The sequence below is a fragment of the Micromonospora sp. URMC 107 genome, from assembly GCF_051386315.1.
Taxonomy (GTDB): Bacteria; Actinomycetota; Actinomycetes; order Mycobacteriales; family Micromonosporaceae; genus Micromonospora.
The window spans coordinates 1-14720 of the sequence record NZ_JBPQTK010000065.1 but is presented as its reverse complement, the minus strand read 5'-3'; the positions used below and the strand labels follow the sequence as shown (position 1 = coordinate 14720).

At 74.5% G+C, this 14720-nt stretch carries 12 protein-coding genes; 7 read left to right on the top strand and 5 right to left on the bottom strand.

Annotated elements, in window-relative coordinates; translation table 11 throughout:
• The first annotated feature begins 1 nt into the window (after position 1).
• From ACSNN9_RS16505 to ACSNN9_RS16485, 5 genes are all read left to right on the top strand, one after another.
• Positions 2-4975 carry an amino acid adenylation domain-containing protein gene (locus ACSNN9_RS16505; protein WP_436674117.1) on the top strand — a complete coding sequence of 1658 codons (4974 nt, stop codon included), beginning with the start codon at positions 2-4 and terminating at the stop codon, positions 4973-4975.
• On the top strand, positions 4968-5846 hold the full coding sequence (locus ACSNN9_RS16500) for an AzlC family ABC transporter permease (RefSeq protein WP_436674115.1): 879 nt from the start codon (positions 4968-4970) through the stop codon (positions 5844-5846). The genes ACSNN9_RS16505 and ACSNN9_RS16500 overlap by 8 nt, the downstream gene beginning before the upstream one ends.
• A 5-nt stretch (positions 5847-5851) precedes the next feature.
• Positions 5852-6181: an AzlD domain-containing protein gene (locus ACSNN9_RS16495; protein ID WP_436674113.1), complete on the top strand. Its 330-nt coding sequence runs from the start codon at positions 5852-5854 to the stop codon at positions 6179-6181.
• Complete coding sequence (locus ACSNN9_RS16490; RefSeq protein ID WP_436674112.1) at positions 6178-7023, top strand: carbon-nitrogen hydrolase family protein; 846 nt, start codon at positions 6178-6180, stop codon at positions 7021-7023. Before ACSNN9_RS16495 ends, ACSNN9_RS16490 begins: the two co-directional genes overlap by 4 nt.
• A gap of 91 nt (positions 7024-7114) precedes the next feature.
• Entirely contained in the window at positions 7115-8290 is a 1176-nt protein-coding gene (locus ACSNN9_RS16485; RefSeq protein ID WP_436674110.1) for a trans-sulfuration enzyme family protein, read from the top strand.
• A 21-nt stretch (positions 8291-8311) separates the two neighbouring features.
• On the opposite strand, the gene ACSNN9_RS16480 is transcribed toward ACSNN9_RS16485, so the two are convergent.
• A complete protein-coding gene (locus ACSNN9_RS16480; RefSeq protein WP_436674109.1) occupies positions 8312-9241 on the bottom strand; it encodes a diacylglycerol/lipid kinase family protein in 930 nt (309 codons plus the stop codon).
• Positions 9242-9363: 122 nt separating this feature from the next.
• On the opposite strand from ACSNN9_RS16480, the gene ACSNN9_RS16475 reads away from it, so the two are divergent.
• Both ACSNN9_RS16475 and ACSNN9_RS16470 read left to right on the top strand, forming a co-directional pair.
• On the top strand, positions 9364-9684 hold the full coding sequence (locus ACSNN9_RS16475; protein ID WP_358089576.1) for a hypothetical protein: 321 nt from the start codon (positions 9364-9366) through the stop codon (positions 9682-9684).
• On the top strand, positions 9681-9971 hold the full coding sequence (locus ACSNN9_RS16470; protein WP_436674107.1) for a hypothetical protein: 291 nt from the start codon (positions 9681-9683) through the stop codon (positions 9969-9971). The genes ACSNN9_RS16475 and ACSNN9_RS16470 overlap by 4 nt, the downstream gene beginning before the upstream one ends.
• 76 nt (positions 9972-10047) lie before the next feature.
• Here ACSNN9_RS16470 and ACSNN9_RS16465 read toward each other — a convergent pair whose 3' ends face one another.
• From ACSNN9_RS16465 to ACSNN9_RS16450, 4 genes are all read right to left on the bottom strand, one after another.
• On the bottom strand, positions 10048-11469 hold the full coding sequence (locus ACSNN9_RS16465; protein ID WP_436674105.1) for a GH1 family beta-glucosidase: 1422 nt from the start codon (positions 11467-11469) through the stop codon (positions 10048-10050).
• A 4-nt stretch (positions 11470-11473) separates the two neighbouring features.
• Complete coding sequence (locus ACSNN9_RS16460) at positions 11474-12313, bottom strand: carbohydrate ABC transporter permease (RefSeq protein WP_132238333.1); 840 nt, start codon at positions 12311-12313, stop codon at positions 11474-11476.
• Entirely contained in the window at positions 12306-13292 is a 987-nt protein-coding gene (locus ACSNN9_RS16455) for a carbohydrate ABC transporter permease (protein ID WP_436674104.1), read from the bottom strand. Before ACSNN9_RS16455 ends, ACSNN9_RS16460 begins: the two co-directional genes overlap by 8 nt.
• Positions 13293-13359: 67 nt before the next feature.
• Positions 13360-14655 (bottom strand): ABC transporter substrate-binding protein, encoded by a 1296-nt coding sequence (locus ACSNN9_RS16450; RefSeq protein ID WP_436674103.1) that lies wholly within the window; start codon positions 14653-14655, stop codon positions 13360-13362.
• Positions 14656-14720: the final 65 nt, after the last annotated feature.

Below are 14720 nucleotides of genomic sequence, written 5' to 3'. Positions count from 1 at the left end.
CATGCAGTCGCTGATGACGCGGGGCCAGCTCAAGATCGCCGCGGCGCGCCGCCCGGAGCACGCCCGCCACTGGCGTGCCGTGCTCGACTCCGGCGCCGACCCGGTCGGCTTCCCCGCCGACCGCACCCCGGCGCCCGGCGCCCCGCCCGAGCCGGCGGCCGTCACCGTGCCGCTGGACGGGGCGCTGGTCGACCGGCTCGCCCGGGCCGGCCGGGGCGGCGAGGACGCCCGCCAGGTGCTGGTGACCGCCGCGGTCGCCGCCCTGCTGCGCCGCTACACCGGCGCCGACGACATGCTGGTCGGTCGTCCCGGCGAGGCGGGGCAGCTGGCCGGCATGCTGCCGCTGCGGGTGCGCTGCGCGGCGGAAACCAGCTACCGCGACCTGGTCGGGCAGCTGCGCACGGCGGTGCCCGAGGCGGCCCGCCACGCCGACTATCCGGTCGAGCTGCTCGCCGAGGAACTGGCGGCGGACGCCGGTCCCGGCCCGCACCCGCTCGTCGACGTGGCGGTGGGGGGCGCCGCCCCGGACGACGCCGGGGTCGGGGTGTTCTTCGCCCTCGGCGCCGCCGAGGTGACGGTCCACCACGACGCCCGCCGCTACGACGGCGCCACGGCCGAGCGGATCGGCGCCCACCTGGCGCTGCTGCTGGGCCGGGCGCTGGCGGAGCCGGACGCGCCGGTGGCGGGCCTGAGCCTGCTGACCGACGCCGACCGGGACGTGCTCCGGGGACTCAACGACACCGCCGTCGAGGAGGAACCGGCCGGCCGGCCGGACGAGTGGGTCGCCCGGTGGGCCGCCGCGCGGCCGGACGCCGTCGCCGTCCGCACCGCCGACGGCAGCTGGACGTACGCGGAACTGGAGGCCCGGGTGGCCGCGTACGCCGAGCGGCTGCGCGGCGCCGGGGTGGGCGCGGAGTCGATCGTGGCCGTGCTCGCCGACCGCTCCCGCGAGCAGCTGGTGGCGATCCTGGCCACCCTGCGGGCCGGCGGCGCCTACCTGCCGGTCGACCCCGGCTACCCGGCGGCGCGCGTCGCCTACCTGCTCGACGACAGCGGGGCCGCCGTGGTGCTCGCCGCCGACCCGGCGCGGGTGCCCGACGGCGTGCCGGTGCTCCCGCTGCCGGCCGCCGGCCCGGTGCCCGCCGCCGCGTCGCCCGGGCCCGGCGCGCCGCGCGACGGGCGGGACCTCGCGTACGTCATCTACACCTCCGGCTCGACCGGCGCCCCGAAGGGCGCGATGATCGAGCACCGGTCGCTTGCCAACCGGCTGGCCTGGATGCAGCGCTTGTACCCGATCGGCCCCGCCGACGTGATCCTGCACAAGACCCCCACCACCTTCGACGTGTCGGTGTGGGAGCTGTTCTGGTGGGCCCGGGAGGGCGCCTCCGTCTGCCTGCTCGCGCCCGGCGCGGAGCGCGACCCGGAGGCCATCATCGCGGCGGTCGAGGCGCACGGCGTCACCACCGTGCACTTCGTGCCGTCGATGCTGGGCGCCTTCCTCGACTACCTCGGCACCGCCGACCCCCGGCGGTTGGCGAGCCTGCGGCAGGTCTTCGCCAGCGGCGAGGCGCTGGGCCCCCGGCAGGTGGACCGGCTCGCGGAGCTGCTGCCCGCCGCGACGCTGGTCAACCTCTACGGGCCCACCGAGGCCACCGTCGACGTCTCGCACCACCGCTGCCGGCCCGGCGGGGAGCGGGTGCCGATCGGCCGGCCGGTGGACAACACCCGCCTGTACGTGCTCGACGAGCGGCTGCGCCCCCAGCCGGTGGGGGTGCCGGGGGAGTTGTGCGTCGCCGGGGTGCAGCTCGCCCGGGGCTACCTGAACCGGCCGGAGCTGACCCGGGACCGCTTCGTGGCCGCGCCGGAGGTGGGCGAGGAGCGGGTGTACCGCACCGGCGACCTGGCCCGGCTGCTGCCCGACGGCACGGTCGACTACCTCGGCCGCCTCGACCACCAGGTGAAGGTGCGCGGCTACCGCGTCGAGCTGGGCGAGGTGGAGGAGGCGCTGCGCGGGCATCCGGGCGTCAAGGACGCCGTGGTGGTGGCCCGGGACGGCAACCTGATCGGCTACGTCGTCGCCGACGAGCCGGTGGGCGAGGCGACGCTCACCGCCCACCTGGGCGCCCTGCTGCCGAGCTACCTGGTGCCCGCCCGGGTGGTCGAGCTGGCGGAGTTCCCGCTGTCGGGCAGCGGCAAGCTGGACCGGCGGGCGCTGCCCGAGCCGGCCGCGCCGCAGCGGCCGTACGTCGCGCCGCGCAGCGGGCCGGAGCGGATCCTCGCCGACATCTGGGCCGACGTGCTGGGTCTCGACCGCATCGGCGTGGAGGACAACTTCTTCGCCATCGGCGGTAACTCGATCCACTTCGTCACCGTGCTGGCCCGGGCGCACGCGGCCGGGGTCGACCTCACCTTCCAGCAGCTGTTCCGCCACCCGACGATCGCGGCGCTGCTCGCGGCCGGCCCGCCCGACGCCCAGCGGGCGGTGACGCACCCGCCGTTCGCCCTGCTCGACGAGGCGGACCGGGCCCTGCTGCCCGCCGGGGTGGTCGACGCGTACCCGCTCGGGCAGCTCCAGGCGGGGTTGATCTACGAGAACGAGCTGTCCCGGGGCGCCGCCCAGTACCACGACATCATCAGCTTCCTGATCAACGCGCCGTTCGACGAGGCGACGTTCACCGAGGCGGTGCGGATCCTCGTCGCGCGCCACCCGATCTTCCGGACCAGCTACCACCTGACCGGCTTCGCCGAGTACCTGCAACTCGTGCACGCCGACGCGCCGAGCCCGCTGTGGGTGGTGGACCTGCGCGACCGCGACCCGGCCGAGCAGGAGCGCTGGTACGCCGACTGGCACGCGCGCGAGCAGTCGTACCGGTTCCGCTGGCAGGAGCCGGGCCTGGTCCGCATCCACGTGCACGTCCTCGGCGACGAGCTCTACCGCTACAGCGTCAGCCAGCACAACTCGGCGTTGGACGGCTGGAGCATCACCCTGCTGCACACCCAGCTCTTCGACACCTACTACCGGCTGCTGGCCGGGGACCGGCCGGACGAGCAGCCGGCCGAGAACCACTTCCGCGACTACATCGGGCTGGAACGCCGGGCGCTGGAGTCGGCGGCGGACCGCGACTTCTGGCGCGGCGTCCTCGCCGCGGGCGGGGTGACCGAGCTGCCCCGGTGGGAGCCGCCGGCCGTCCCGGCCGAGCGGCCGGTGGTCTTCCACGAGGTGGAGATCGACGAGGCGCTCTCCGAGCGGCTGCTGCGCGCGGCCGACCGGTTGGCGGTGCCGCTGAAGACCGTGCTGCTGGCCGCGCACGTCAAGGTGGTCGGCGCGCTCGCCGGGGACACCGAGGTGGTCACCGGGTACGAGCAGAGCGGGCGGCCCGAGGCGGAGGGCGCCACCGGGGCGCTGGGGCTGTTCCTCAACACGGTGCCGATGCGGGTGGACCTCGGCGACGGCTCCTGGGCCGACCTGGTCCGGGCGGTGTACCGCGCGGAGGCGGACCTGCTGCCGCACCGGCGCTACCCGATGGCGCAGATGAAGGCGGACGCCGGCACCACCGACCTGCTGTTCGAGACCGTCTTCAACTACACCCACTTCTACCTGCTCAAGCAGCTGCGCGAGCTGCCCGGCTTCGACCTGCTCGACGTGCAGGTCAGCACGGAGACGGAGTTCGCGCTGCGTGCCGAGTTCATGCGGGACTTCTTCACCGACCGGGTCCGGCTGAGCCTGCACTACCACTCGGCGGCCTTCACGCCGGAGCAGGCGGCGGGGATTGGCCAGGTGTACCGGCGGGCGCTGGCGGAGCTGGCGACCGACCCGGAACGCGCCCACGACGGGCTGCGACCCGGCCTGCCCGAGCCCCGGGTCACGCCGGCCCGGCGCCGCTTCGACCGGGCCGACCCGGCGACGCGCCGGCCGGAGGCGCCGGCGGGGCGCACCGCGCCGGGCACGCCCGTCGCCCGGCGGATCGCCGAGGCGTGGGCGCGGGCGCTCGACGTGCCGGTGGCCGGGATCGCCGAGGAGGACAACTTCTTCGACCTGGGCGGCAACTCGCTCGCCGCGATGCGGGTGATCGCCGCGCTGCGGCCCCTGGTCACGCTGCGGCAGCTGATGACCACCTCCACGCTCGGCCCGCTGGCCCGGGTCGTCGAGGCGGACGCCCCGCCGGAGGACCGGCTGCTGCAACCGCTGTCCCCGCCGGGCGCCGCGCACGACCGGGTGCTGGTCTGCTTCCCGTACGCGGCGGGCAGCCCGCTCGCCTTCCGGCCGCTGGCCGAGGCGCTCGCCCCGCACCGGATCGCGGTGCACGCCGTGGCGCTGCCCGGGCACGACGTCAGCCGGCCCGAGCCGCTGCTGGACCTGCCAGAACTGACCCGCCGGGTGGCCGCCGAGATCGGGGAGCTGGGCGGCCGGCCGGTGCTGGTCTGGGGGCACTGCGTCGGCGCGGCGGCGGCGATCGAGGTCACCCGGCTGCTCGCCGCCGCCGGCCGGGCACCCGAGCGGCTGTTCCTCGGCGGCAAGCTGCTGCGCGGTCCGGAGGAGATCGACGCCAGCATCGCGGAGGTCACCGGCATGGCGCCGGCGGACGTGGTGGGCTGGCTGGTGGACCAGACCGGCTTCACCGAGCTGGACGGCCTGGACGCGGAGCACGTCGACGCGCTGGTCGCCGCCTTCCGGCACGACGCCGTCGGCTCGCACCGCTACCTGCGGGACCGGGCGGGGGAGCCCCTGTCGGTGCCGGTCACCGTGGTGGTGGCCGCCGACGACCCGCTGACGGCCGGGCCGGGCGCGGCACACGAGGCGTGGCGACGGATCGCCGCCGACGTGGAGCTGAGGGAGATCGACGGGGGCGGGCACTACTTCTGCCGCACCCGCGCGGCCGACGTGGCCGCTATCGTCGGCGCGACGGGAACGGGCGCGCCGCCGGCGGCCTCCGCCGTACCGTCCGCCCGCCGTCCTGGGGAGGATCATGTCTGACCGTACGCCGACCGCGCGGAGCGAGTTCGTCGCCGGAGCCCGCTCGATGGTGCCGTTCCTGCTCTCCGCCTTTCCGCTGGGCGTGATCGGCGGCACCCTCGGCCTGGCCGCCGGGTTGTCCTACCTGGAGACGTTCGGCCTGGCCATGGTGGTCAACTCCGGGACCGCGCAGTTCATCGGCTTCAAGCTGATCTCGGAGGGCGCGGCGTGGCCGGTCATCGTCCTGACCACGCTGATCCTCAGCCTGCGGATGCTGATCTACTCCACGCTGCTCGCGCCGCACGTGCGCGAGCTGCCGCAGCGCTGGCGGCTGCTGCTGGGCTTCGGCCTGATCGACGCGGTGTTCTTCGTGGCCTTCGACCGGATCAAGGGCGACGAGCCGGCCCGGCGCAAGAGCATGTTCTACTTCGGTGCCTCCGCCGTCATGTACGTCAACTGGGCCATCGCCACCGTGGTCGGCATGATCGCCGGTCACCTGCTGCCGGAGCGGCTGCGCTCCGGCCTGGACTTCCCGATGACCGCGGTCTTCCTGGTGGTGCTCGCCTCGGCGCTGGTCGGCTGGAAGGTCTGGACGACGGCCGTCTCCGCCGGGGCGCTCGCCCTGCTCCTGCTCGGGCTGCCCTACAACCTCGGCCTGATCGTGGCGGCGTTCGGCGGCGCGTTCGTCGGCATGGCCTGCGAGGTGGTCCAGCGGCGGTGGTTCCCGCCGAAGCCGGCGGAGGAACCGGCGGAGCCGGGCGAGCCGGGGGAGACGTCGGCGGAGCCGGGCGGGACGGGGCGGGAACCGCGAACGCCGCAACCGCGTACCGCCGGGGCGGCGGCCGGGGAACGCCGGGCCGTCGAGACGACCCGTGACACGGACGGAAGGTGACGGGAATGTCCATGCTGCTGCTCATCCTCGGGATGGGGCTCGCCACCTTCGCGCCCCGGTACCTGCCGCTGCTGGTCTTCCGCGACCGCGTGCTTCCCGACGGCGTCAAGGTCTTCCTCGGCTACCTCCCGCCGGCGCTGCTGGCGGCCATCGCCGTCCCGTCGGTGATCGCACCGGTGGACAACCGGATCGAGATCACCGTCGTCACCGTGCCGTACCTGGTGGCCGGCCTGGTCACGTTGGTGACCGGTCTCTTCGTCGAGCGTTTCATGATCGTCTGGACGGTGGGGCTGGTGGTCTTCTTCGGCCTGCGCTGGTGGCTGGGGGCCGGGTGACGGCCGCGCGTCCCGCCGACCGCGCCCCGCTGCGGGTCGCGGCCGGCCAGGTCACCGCCGTCCCCGGCGACCTGGCCGGCAACGCGCGGACCGCGGCGGAGAGCATCGCCGAGGCGGCGGCCCGCGGCGTGCATCTGGTCGTCTTCCCCGAGCTGTCGCTCTGCGGCTACGACGTCGGCCTGCTGCGCGACGACATCGCCCGGTGCGCCGTCGAGCCGGGCGGTCGCCCGCTCGACGTCGTCGCCGAGGCCTGCCGCACCCACGGGGTGGTGGCGGTGGTCGGCGGCTGCCGGCGGCGCGCCGACGGCTGGGCGATCGGCGCGCTGGTGGTCGGCGCGGACGGCCGGCTCGCCGCCGGCTACGACAAGCGCCACCTCGACGGCCACGAGCGGGAACTGTTCGTGCCGGGCCACGCCGACACCCTGGTAGAGGTGCGCGGCTGGCGGCTCGGCCTCGGGATCTGCTACGACGCGAGCTTCCCCGAACATCCCCGCGCGCTGGCCCTCGCCGGCGCCGACGCCTACCTCTGCCCGGGGGCGTTCACGACGGGGGACTCCGACCACCGCCGCGGCGTGTACTTCCCGGCCCGCGCCCTGGAGAACACCTGCTACGTGCTGTTCGCCAACTTCGCGGGATCGCACGGCGGCTGGGAGTTCGCCGGTCGCAGCGCCGTGTACGCTCCCGACGGGCGGGTCCTCGCCGACGCGGGCACGGGCCCCGGGCTCGCCGTCGCCGACCTGGACGACGCCGTCCTGCGCCGGCACCGTGACGCGCTGCGGATGCTCGCCGACCGGGCCGCGCCCGTGCCGCCCCCGGCGGCCGTACCCGTCCGGGCCGGGTGACCGCCCGTCCGCCGGGGCCGACCCGTCGCCCGACGCCCCCACTCGTCCGACCCGCCGCCCCGGCGGGCGGCCCACCACGTGAGGAGAACCTGTGACCGGCACCGGCACGATCGCTGTCCACGGCGACGACGGGTTGAGCCCGGGCGGGGCGGTGTCGCCGCCGATCGTGCAGAGCGCCACCTTCAGCGCCGAGTCCGACGAGCAGTTCACCGCCATCGCCACCGAGACCCGCGGCCACGCCTTCTACACCCGCTACGGCAACCCGAACCACGCGCAGGTCGCCGCCGTGGTCGCCGAGCTGGAGGGCGCCGAGGCAGGCATGGTCACCGCCTCCGGGATGGGCGCGATCAGCACGATCGCCCTGGCCCTGCTCTCCGCCGGGGACCACGTCATCGTGCAGCGCAGCACGTACGGCGGCACGACGTCCCTGGTCACCGGCCTGCTGGCCCGGTTCGGGGTGGCCTTCACCCAGGTGGACCAGACCGACACCGACGCCTTCGCCCGGGCGCTGCGCCCGCAGACCCGGCTGGTCCTGGTGGAGACCCCGAGCAACCCCCTGCTCGAACTGACCGACCTGGCCGCCGTCGTCGAGCTGGCGCACGCCCACGACGCGCTGGTCGCGGTCGACAACACCTTCGCCACCCCGGTCAACCAGCGGCCGGCCGACTTCGGCGCCGACCTGGTGTGGCACAGCGGGACGAAGTACCTCGGCGGGCACTCCGACGTCTCGGCCGGGGTGATCGTCGGCTCCGCCGACCTGGTCGACCGGGTCTGGCAGACCGCCATCGTCACCGGCAGCACCCTCGGCCCGATCGACGCCTGGCTGCTGCTGCGGGGCATCCGGACCCTGTCGCTGCGGGTGGACCGGCACAACGCCAACGCGCTGGCCCTGGCCCGGGCGGTCGAGGGCCACCCGGCCGTGCGACGGGTCCGCTACCCGGGGCTGCCGACGCACCCCCAGCACGAGCTGGCCGGCCGGCAGATGACCGGCTTCGGCGGGGTGCTCAGCGTCGAGCTGCGCGACGGGCGGGCGGCGGCCGGGCTGCTGAACGGCCTCCGCCTGGCCAAGCGGGCGGCCAGCCTGGGCAGCGTCAGCACCCTCGTGGTGCACCCGCGCTCGATGTGGGCCGGGATCGTGGACGCCGAGCAGTTGGCCGCCACCGGCATCGGCGAGGGCCTCGTCCGGGTCTCCACCGGCATCGAGGACACCGAGGACCTCGTGGCCGACTTCCTGGCGGCCCTCGACGCGGCGGACCGGACGCAGTAGCGCTCCGGCCGGCCGCGCCGCTCAGCGGTCCGGGCTCCCGGCCGGCGCCATCACGCGCAGCGCGTTGGCGTCGAGGCCGATCCGGATCGGCGTACGGCCGCACAGCTCGCCGTCGACCTCGACGCGCGCCGGCCGGTCGGTCTCCAGCCACAGTTCCCCGACGGCGAGGAACGGCTCGTCGCCGACGGAGCGCCGGTGCCCGGTCGCCGCGTTGCGGGCGGTGTCCCGCACCAGCCCGCGGCGGTTCGCGCCGCCGACCGGGTACGCGACCAGCAGCCGGTCGTCGGCGTCGGCGTCGGCGGCGATCGGGCGGCCGGCGTGGAAGCCGCCGTTGGCGACGTACACCTGGTGGGTGACGAACTCGTGCCGGGCGTCGCCGGCGCGGACGGTGACGCGCAGCGGGCGGTGCCGGGCCAGCAGGGCCAGGGCGGTGAGCGGGTACGCCAGCCGGCCGGTGACCCGCTTCAGGCGCGGTGGCGTGCGGAGCATGATGTCGGCGGAGAGGCCGACGCCGACGTGGTTGGTGAAGCGCATCCCGCCGGCCAGGCCGAGGTCGACGTCGATCACCGTGCCGCCGGTCAGCACGTCGACGGCCCGGTCGAGGTCGAGCGGGACGCCGACGGTGCGGGCGAAGTTGTTGGTGGTGCCCAGCGGCAGCAGGCCGAGCGCGACGTCGCGGTGGGCGAGCACCCGCGCGGCGGCGCTGAGGGTGCCGTCCCCGCCGCCGGCCACCAGCAGGTCCGGCCCGAGGTCGGCGGCCGCGGCGAGGACGCGGTCGAGCTGGCCGGGCTGGTCGACGGGGAAGTCGCCGAGCAGTCGGAAGCCGGCCGCCGTCAGCCGCGCCCGGGCCTGCTCGTGCAGGTGGCGGCCCCGGCGGGAGTGGGCGTTGACGACGAGGACGGCCCGCCGGTCCCGCCGGATGGCCGCGCCCAGTTCCTGCTTCGTCCGCATGGGCCCCGACCCTATCGGCATCCGGGACGCCGGCACGCCGGCGGGAGGATTCGCAGGCATAGAAGGCCGTCGACGCAATCGCTAGGGTGTCGGGGAGGAGCGTTTCCACCCTGGAGGTGTTGATGCGAACACAGGTCATCCGCGCGGTCGGCGTCCTGACGGCGGGAGGGGCCCTGGTGGCGCTGGGCGCCACCGGCGCGCAGGCCGGCCCGGTCGTGCCGCGGCACGCCGTGGTCGTCTGCCAGAGCGCCAGCTTCTACGCCAACTACGACTCGGCGAGCGGTCCGCACGGGTTCAAGCGCACGCTGGAGTACGGCAACAGGATCGGCCACACGCCCGGCGCGCATCCCGTCTACAACGGCTGGGCCGCCACCTTCGACTTCGGGCCCAACGACTGGGGCTACGTGCGGATCGAGTGCATCGGAGGCTACGACTCGTGGTGAGCGGGAAAGCCGTGCGCCGGCTCGGCGCGTCGCTGGCGGCCGGCTGCGCCGTGCTGGTGCTCACTGCGACGCCCGGGCACGCCGCGAACGGGACGATCGGGCAACGGGAGACGGTGTGCGCCCAGGATCTCTTCGTCCGCACCGACCCGAACGGCGCGTGGATGGGCACCCTCTACCGCGGCCAGACCTTCCTCGTCGAGGGGCCGCGCAGCGGCGGCTACGTCTACGGCTTCGCCTACGGGCACGTCAACCGGCGCGGGTGGGTGCAGGACGGCTGGTTCTGCTGACCCCGCCCGGCGCGTGACGGACGGGGCCCCGGGCGGCGCCCGGGGCTCCGTCACAGCCCGGCAGTCCGTATCCGGCTCACCGGGCCGGCGTCAGCCGCCCGGTGCGCCGCCGGTGGGCGCGGATCAGGTCGGCGTAGCGCAGGCCGCTCGCCTTGAGCGTCCGGCGCTGGGTGGGGTAGTCGACGTGCACCAGGCCGAAGCGCTTGTCGTACCCGTACGCCCACTCGAAGTTGTCCAGCAGCGACCAGACGAAGTAGCCGGCCAGCGGCACGCCCCGCTCGACCGCCGCCGCGCACGCCGCCAGGTGCCGCTCCAGGTGCTCGGTCCGCTCCCGGTCCTCGATCGCGCCGTCGGCGGTGACCTCGTCCGGCCACGCCGAGCCGCTCTCCGTGACGAGCAGCCGCGCCGGGGCGTACTCCTCGGTCACCGCGACCAGCAGCCGTTCCAGCCCGGCCGGGTACGCCTCCCAGCCCATCGCGGTGCACACCGCGCCCGGCACCGGCACCTGCCGGGCGTACGGCGGCGGTCCCGCCGGGTCGTCGGCCACCACCTGCCGGAAGTAGTAGTTCAGGCCGAGGTAGTCGGTGGGGGTGGCGACGACGGCCAGGTCGTCGCCCCGCACGGGCGGCTCGACGCCGTACGTGGCGACCATGTCGGCCGGGTAGCCGCGCCCGTGCAGCGGGTCGAGCCACCAGCGGTTGACGTGGCCGTCCATCCGCCGGGCGGCGGCCACGTCCTCGGGCCGGTCGCTCGCCGGCTCGCAGGGGCTGGGGTTGAGCACGATCCCGACGGAGGCGGGCCGGGCGGCGGCGGCCCGGATCGCCCGGGTGGCCAGTCCGTGCCCGAGCAGGACGTGGTGCGAGGCGCGCACCGCCCGGGCCAGGTCCCGCTCGCCGGGGGCCATCCGGCCCTCCAGGTGCCCGATCCAGGACACGCAGAGCGGCTCGTTGACGGTGGTCCAGTCGGCGACCCGGTCGCCGAGGCGGGCCGCCACGACGGCGGCGTAGTCGGCGAACGCCTCGGCGGTGTCCCGCTCCGGCCAGCCGCCCCGGTCCTGCAACGCCTGCGGCAGGTCCCAGTGGTAGAGCGTCACGAACGGTCGGATCCCCGCCGTCAGCAGGGCGTCGACCAGTCGGTCGTAGAAGTCCAGGCCCTTCGGGTTGACCCGGCCGACGCCGTCGGGCCGCACCCGGGGCCAGGCCACCGAGAACCGGTACGCGTCCACCCCGAGCCGCCGCATGAGCGCCACGTCCTGCGGCCACCGGTGGTAGTGGTCGCAGGCCACCGCGCCGGTGTCGCCGTTGTCGACGGCGCCCGGCACGTCGCAGAAGGTGTCCCAGATGGACGGCGCGCGGCCGTCGGCGCGGACGGCCCCCTCGATCTGGTACGCGGCGGTGGCGACCCCCCAGAGGAAGTCGGGCGGCAGCGTGGACAGGTCCGGCACGGGTGGGCTCTCCTTCGGATGTGCGGCCGAGATGGCCTCGTGTGCGGCCGTCACGGCCTCACCTGACCGCGCCGGCGGTGAGGCCGGCGACGAAGTAGCGCTGCAACGCCAGGAAGCCGGCCACCACCGGGACGCTGACCACCAGCGACGCGGCCATCACCTGGTTCCAGTAGACGTTGAACTGGGTGGAGTAGCCCTGCAGGCCGACGGCGAGGGTGCGGCTGCCCTCGTCGGTCATCACCGAGGCGAAGAGCACCTCGCCCCAGGCGGTCATGAAGGCGTAGACGGCGACGGCGACGACGCCCGGCACCGCCGTGGGCAGGATGACCCGGAACAGGGTCCGCAGCGGGCCGGCGCCGTCGACCTGCGCCGCCTCGTCGAGGCCGCGGGGGATCGAGTCGAAGTAGCCGACCAGCATCCAGATCGAGAACGGCAGGGAGAACGTCAGGTAGGTGATGATCAGCCCGGTGCGGCTGGCGTACAGCTGGATGCCGGTGGCGGTGCCGAGGTTGACGTAGATCAGGAACAGCGGCAGCAGGAAGAGGATCCCGGGGAACATCTGGGTGGAGAGCACGGTCACCGAGAACAGCCCCCGGCCCCGGAAGCGGTACCGGCTGACGGCGTACGCCGCGAAGATCGCCACGGTGACGGAGAAGACCGCCGCCACGGTCGAGACGACGAGGCTGTTGACCAGGTAGCGGCCCAGCGGCACGGTCGACCACATGTCGACGAACGCCTGCGCGGTCGGGCGCCGGGGCCACCAGGTGAAGGCGCCCTGCACGTCCTGCAACGGCTTGAGCGCCGAGCTGAGCATGACGTAGAGCGGGACGAGCACGAAGAGCGCGAGCAGGGTCAGCACGATCCGGCGGGCCCAGCGCTCGGCGGCGGTCTCACGCATCGTTCCTCCGGCGGTTGGTGGCCAGCAGGTACCCGGCGGTGACCAGGAGCAGGAACAGCAGCAGCGCCACGGACATCGCCGAGCCCGCGCCGAAGTCCCAGGTCTTGAAGGAGCTGCGGTAAATGTGCAGGGAGATCAGGTTCGCCTGCTCGGGGGCGGAGCCGCCGAAGAGCACGTACGGGGTGTTGAAGTCGTTGAAGGTCCAGAGGAAGAGCACCAGCAGCAGGACCAGGTTGACCGGGCGCAGCATGGGCAGCGTCACCGAGCGTAGCCGCCGCCAGAACCCGGCCCCGTCCATGGCGGCGGCCTCGTACAGCTCGCCGGGGATGTTCTGCAGGCCGGCCATGACGCAGAGGAAGGCGAACGGCCAGGACCGCCAGACCGAGACGGTCAGCAGTGCGACGAAGCTGTTCTCCCCGATCAGCCAGAACGGCCGGTCGTCGAGCAGGTGGAGCTGGTCGACCAGGACGTGGTTGACCAGGCCGGTGTCCCGCTGGAAGAGGAAGCTCCAGGTGATCACGGCGGTGTAGACGGGCAGCGCGTACGGGGTGAGGAAGAGCGCGCGCAGCACGCTGCGGCCGCGGAAGGGGCGTTGCAGCAGCACGGCGGCGGTGGTGCCGAGCACCCAGGAGAGCCCGACCGAGGCCACCGTGTAGCCGACGGTCACCCCGAACGAGTGCAGCAGCCCGGCCCCGACGGCCGAGTCGACGTCGAGCACCACGCGGTAGTTCTCCCCGCCCACGAAGGGCGCGGTGGACCAGTCGCGGATGTGGAACTGGGTCAGCTCCCGCAGGCTCATCCACGCCCCGACGAGCATCGGGACCACGTGGATCGCCAGCTCCAGCACGACGGCCGGGGCGAGCAGCAGGTACGGCAGCAGCGACCGGCGGCGCCCGGGGGAGCGCCGCCGCGCCGGGGTCGTGCGGCGGGTGGGCCGCGGCGGTGCGGCGACGTCCCGGGAGGGCGTGGTGGTGGACATCGGGGTCCTCTCGCTGGGTGGCCGTGGGAGGGTCGGCGTCCCTCCCACGGCCACCGGTCCGGCGGGGTCAGCGCATCTGCTGCTGGGCCCGGGTCAGCTTCTGCCGGACGCTCTCCTCGGTGACGGGCCTGCCGCTGGCGGCGTCGGCGAAGAGTTCCTTGATGGCGGTGCCGACGAGGGTCTCGAAGGTGCTCTCGTCGGGCACCTGCGGCAGCGGGGCCGCCGTGGTGGCGAGGGTCTGCTGGAGCACCTTCTGCTCCGGGGCGGCGAACGCCGGGTCGCTCGCCACGGTGGAGACGGCGGGCAGCGAGCCGTACGTCTTGTTCAGCGCCACCTGCTCGGCGTCGCTGGTCATGAACTTGACAAACTCCAGCGCGGCGTCGGCGTTCTTCGTGTGCTTGAACACCGCGAGGTTGATCCCGGCGACCATGCTGTTGACCTTCTTGCCGCCGGCGGGCGGGGCGGCCGGGAACGGCACCGGGGCGATGCCGTACGCGTCGGGGGCCATGTTCTGCGACTTCAGGTTGGACCCGGCGGCCTGCCAGAGCAGCATGGCGGCCTTGCCGTTGGCGAAGTCGGAGACCGACTGGTTCTGCGCGTACTCGGCGTTGCTCGGGTTGACGATCCTGTCGACGGCCATCAGGTCGACGTACCGCTTGACGGCGGCGACGTTCTGCGGGGTGTCGAAGGTGGGCCTGCCGGCGGAGTCGAACCACTCGCCGCCGTACTGCTGGCTGAAGGTGAAGGCGTGGTGGGCGTTCTCCGACGGGTTGGCCCCCTCGACCGCGAGGCCCCACCGGTCGCCGCCGGTCAGCTTGCGGCCGACCTCGGCGACCTGCTCCCAGGTGGTGGGCGGGCTGGTGACGCCGGCGTCGGCGAACGCCTTCTTGTTGTAGTAGAGGGCGTAGGCGAGGCTGTAGAGCGGCACCGCGGCCGGCGGCTTGCCGGGGGCGCCGGCGGCGGCCAGCGCCGCGGGCACGAACCGGTCCTTCCCGCCGACCTTGGCGAGGGTGGCGTCGTCGAACTCGACCAGCGCGCCGGTGGCCTGTAGCGACGCCGACCAGGTGTTGCCGATGTTGACCACGTCCGGGCCCTGGCCGGAGGTGGCGGCGGTGAGCAGCCGGTTGAGCAGGTCCGACCAGGGCACCACCTCGACGTTGACCTTGATGCCGGTCTGCTGCTCGAACTTGTCGAGTTCCGGCTGGAGGATCTGCTTGTCGGCCTCCAGGCTGGCGCCCTGGTTGCTGGCCCAGTAGGTGAGGGTCCTGCCCGCGCCGGAGGAGCCGCCGGAGTCGCCGCAGGCGGTGAGTGCGGTGGCGGCCAGCACGGCCGCCGTGAGTATCGCGAGGTGTCGTCTCGACACGGTATGCCCTTCCGTTGCACGTGGTGGGGGTCGCCGGCGCTCCGTCGGGGGACGGGGGTGACGGG

What these genes read in the sequence shown, in the direction of transcription:
- ACSNN9_RS16455 (WP_436674104.1), bottom strand. Translation starts at nt 13,292, where the DNA reads ATGTCCACCACCACGCCCTCCCGGGACGTCGCCGCACCGCCGCGGCCC.
- ACSNN9_RS16480 (WP_436674109.1), bottom strand. Translation starts at nt 9,241, where the DNA reads ATGCGGACGAAGCAGGAACTGGGCGCGGCCATCCGGCGGGACCGGCGG.
- ACSNN9_RS16475 (WP_358089576.1), top strand. Translation starts at nt 9,364, where the DNA reads ATGCGAACACAGGTCATCCGCGCGGTCGGCGTCCTGACGGCGGGAGGG.
- ACSNN9_RS16500 (WP_436674115.1), top strand. Translation starts at nt 4,968, where the DNA reads ATGTCTGACCGTACGCCGACCGCGCGGAGCGAGTTCGTCGCCGGAGCC.
- ACSNN9_RS16460 (WP_132238333.1), bottom strand. Translation starts at nt 12,313, where the DNA reads ATGCGTGAGACCGCCGCCGAGCGCTGGGCCCGCCGGATCGTGCTGACC.
- ACSNN9_RS16505 (WP_436674117.1), top strand. Translation starts at nt 2, where the DNA reads ATGCAGTCGCTGATGACGCGGGGCCAGCTCAAGATCGCCGCGGCGCGC.
- ACSNN9_RS16495 (WP_436674113.1), top strand. Translation starts at nt 5,852, where the DNA reads ATGTCCATGCTGCTGCTCATCCTCGGGATGGGGCTCGCCACCTTCGCG.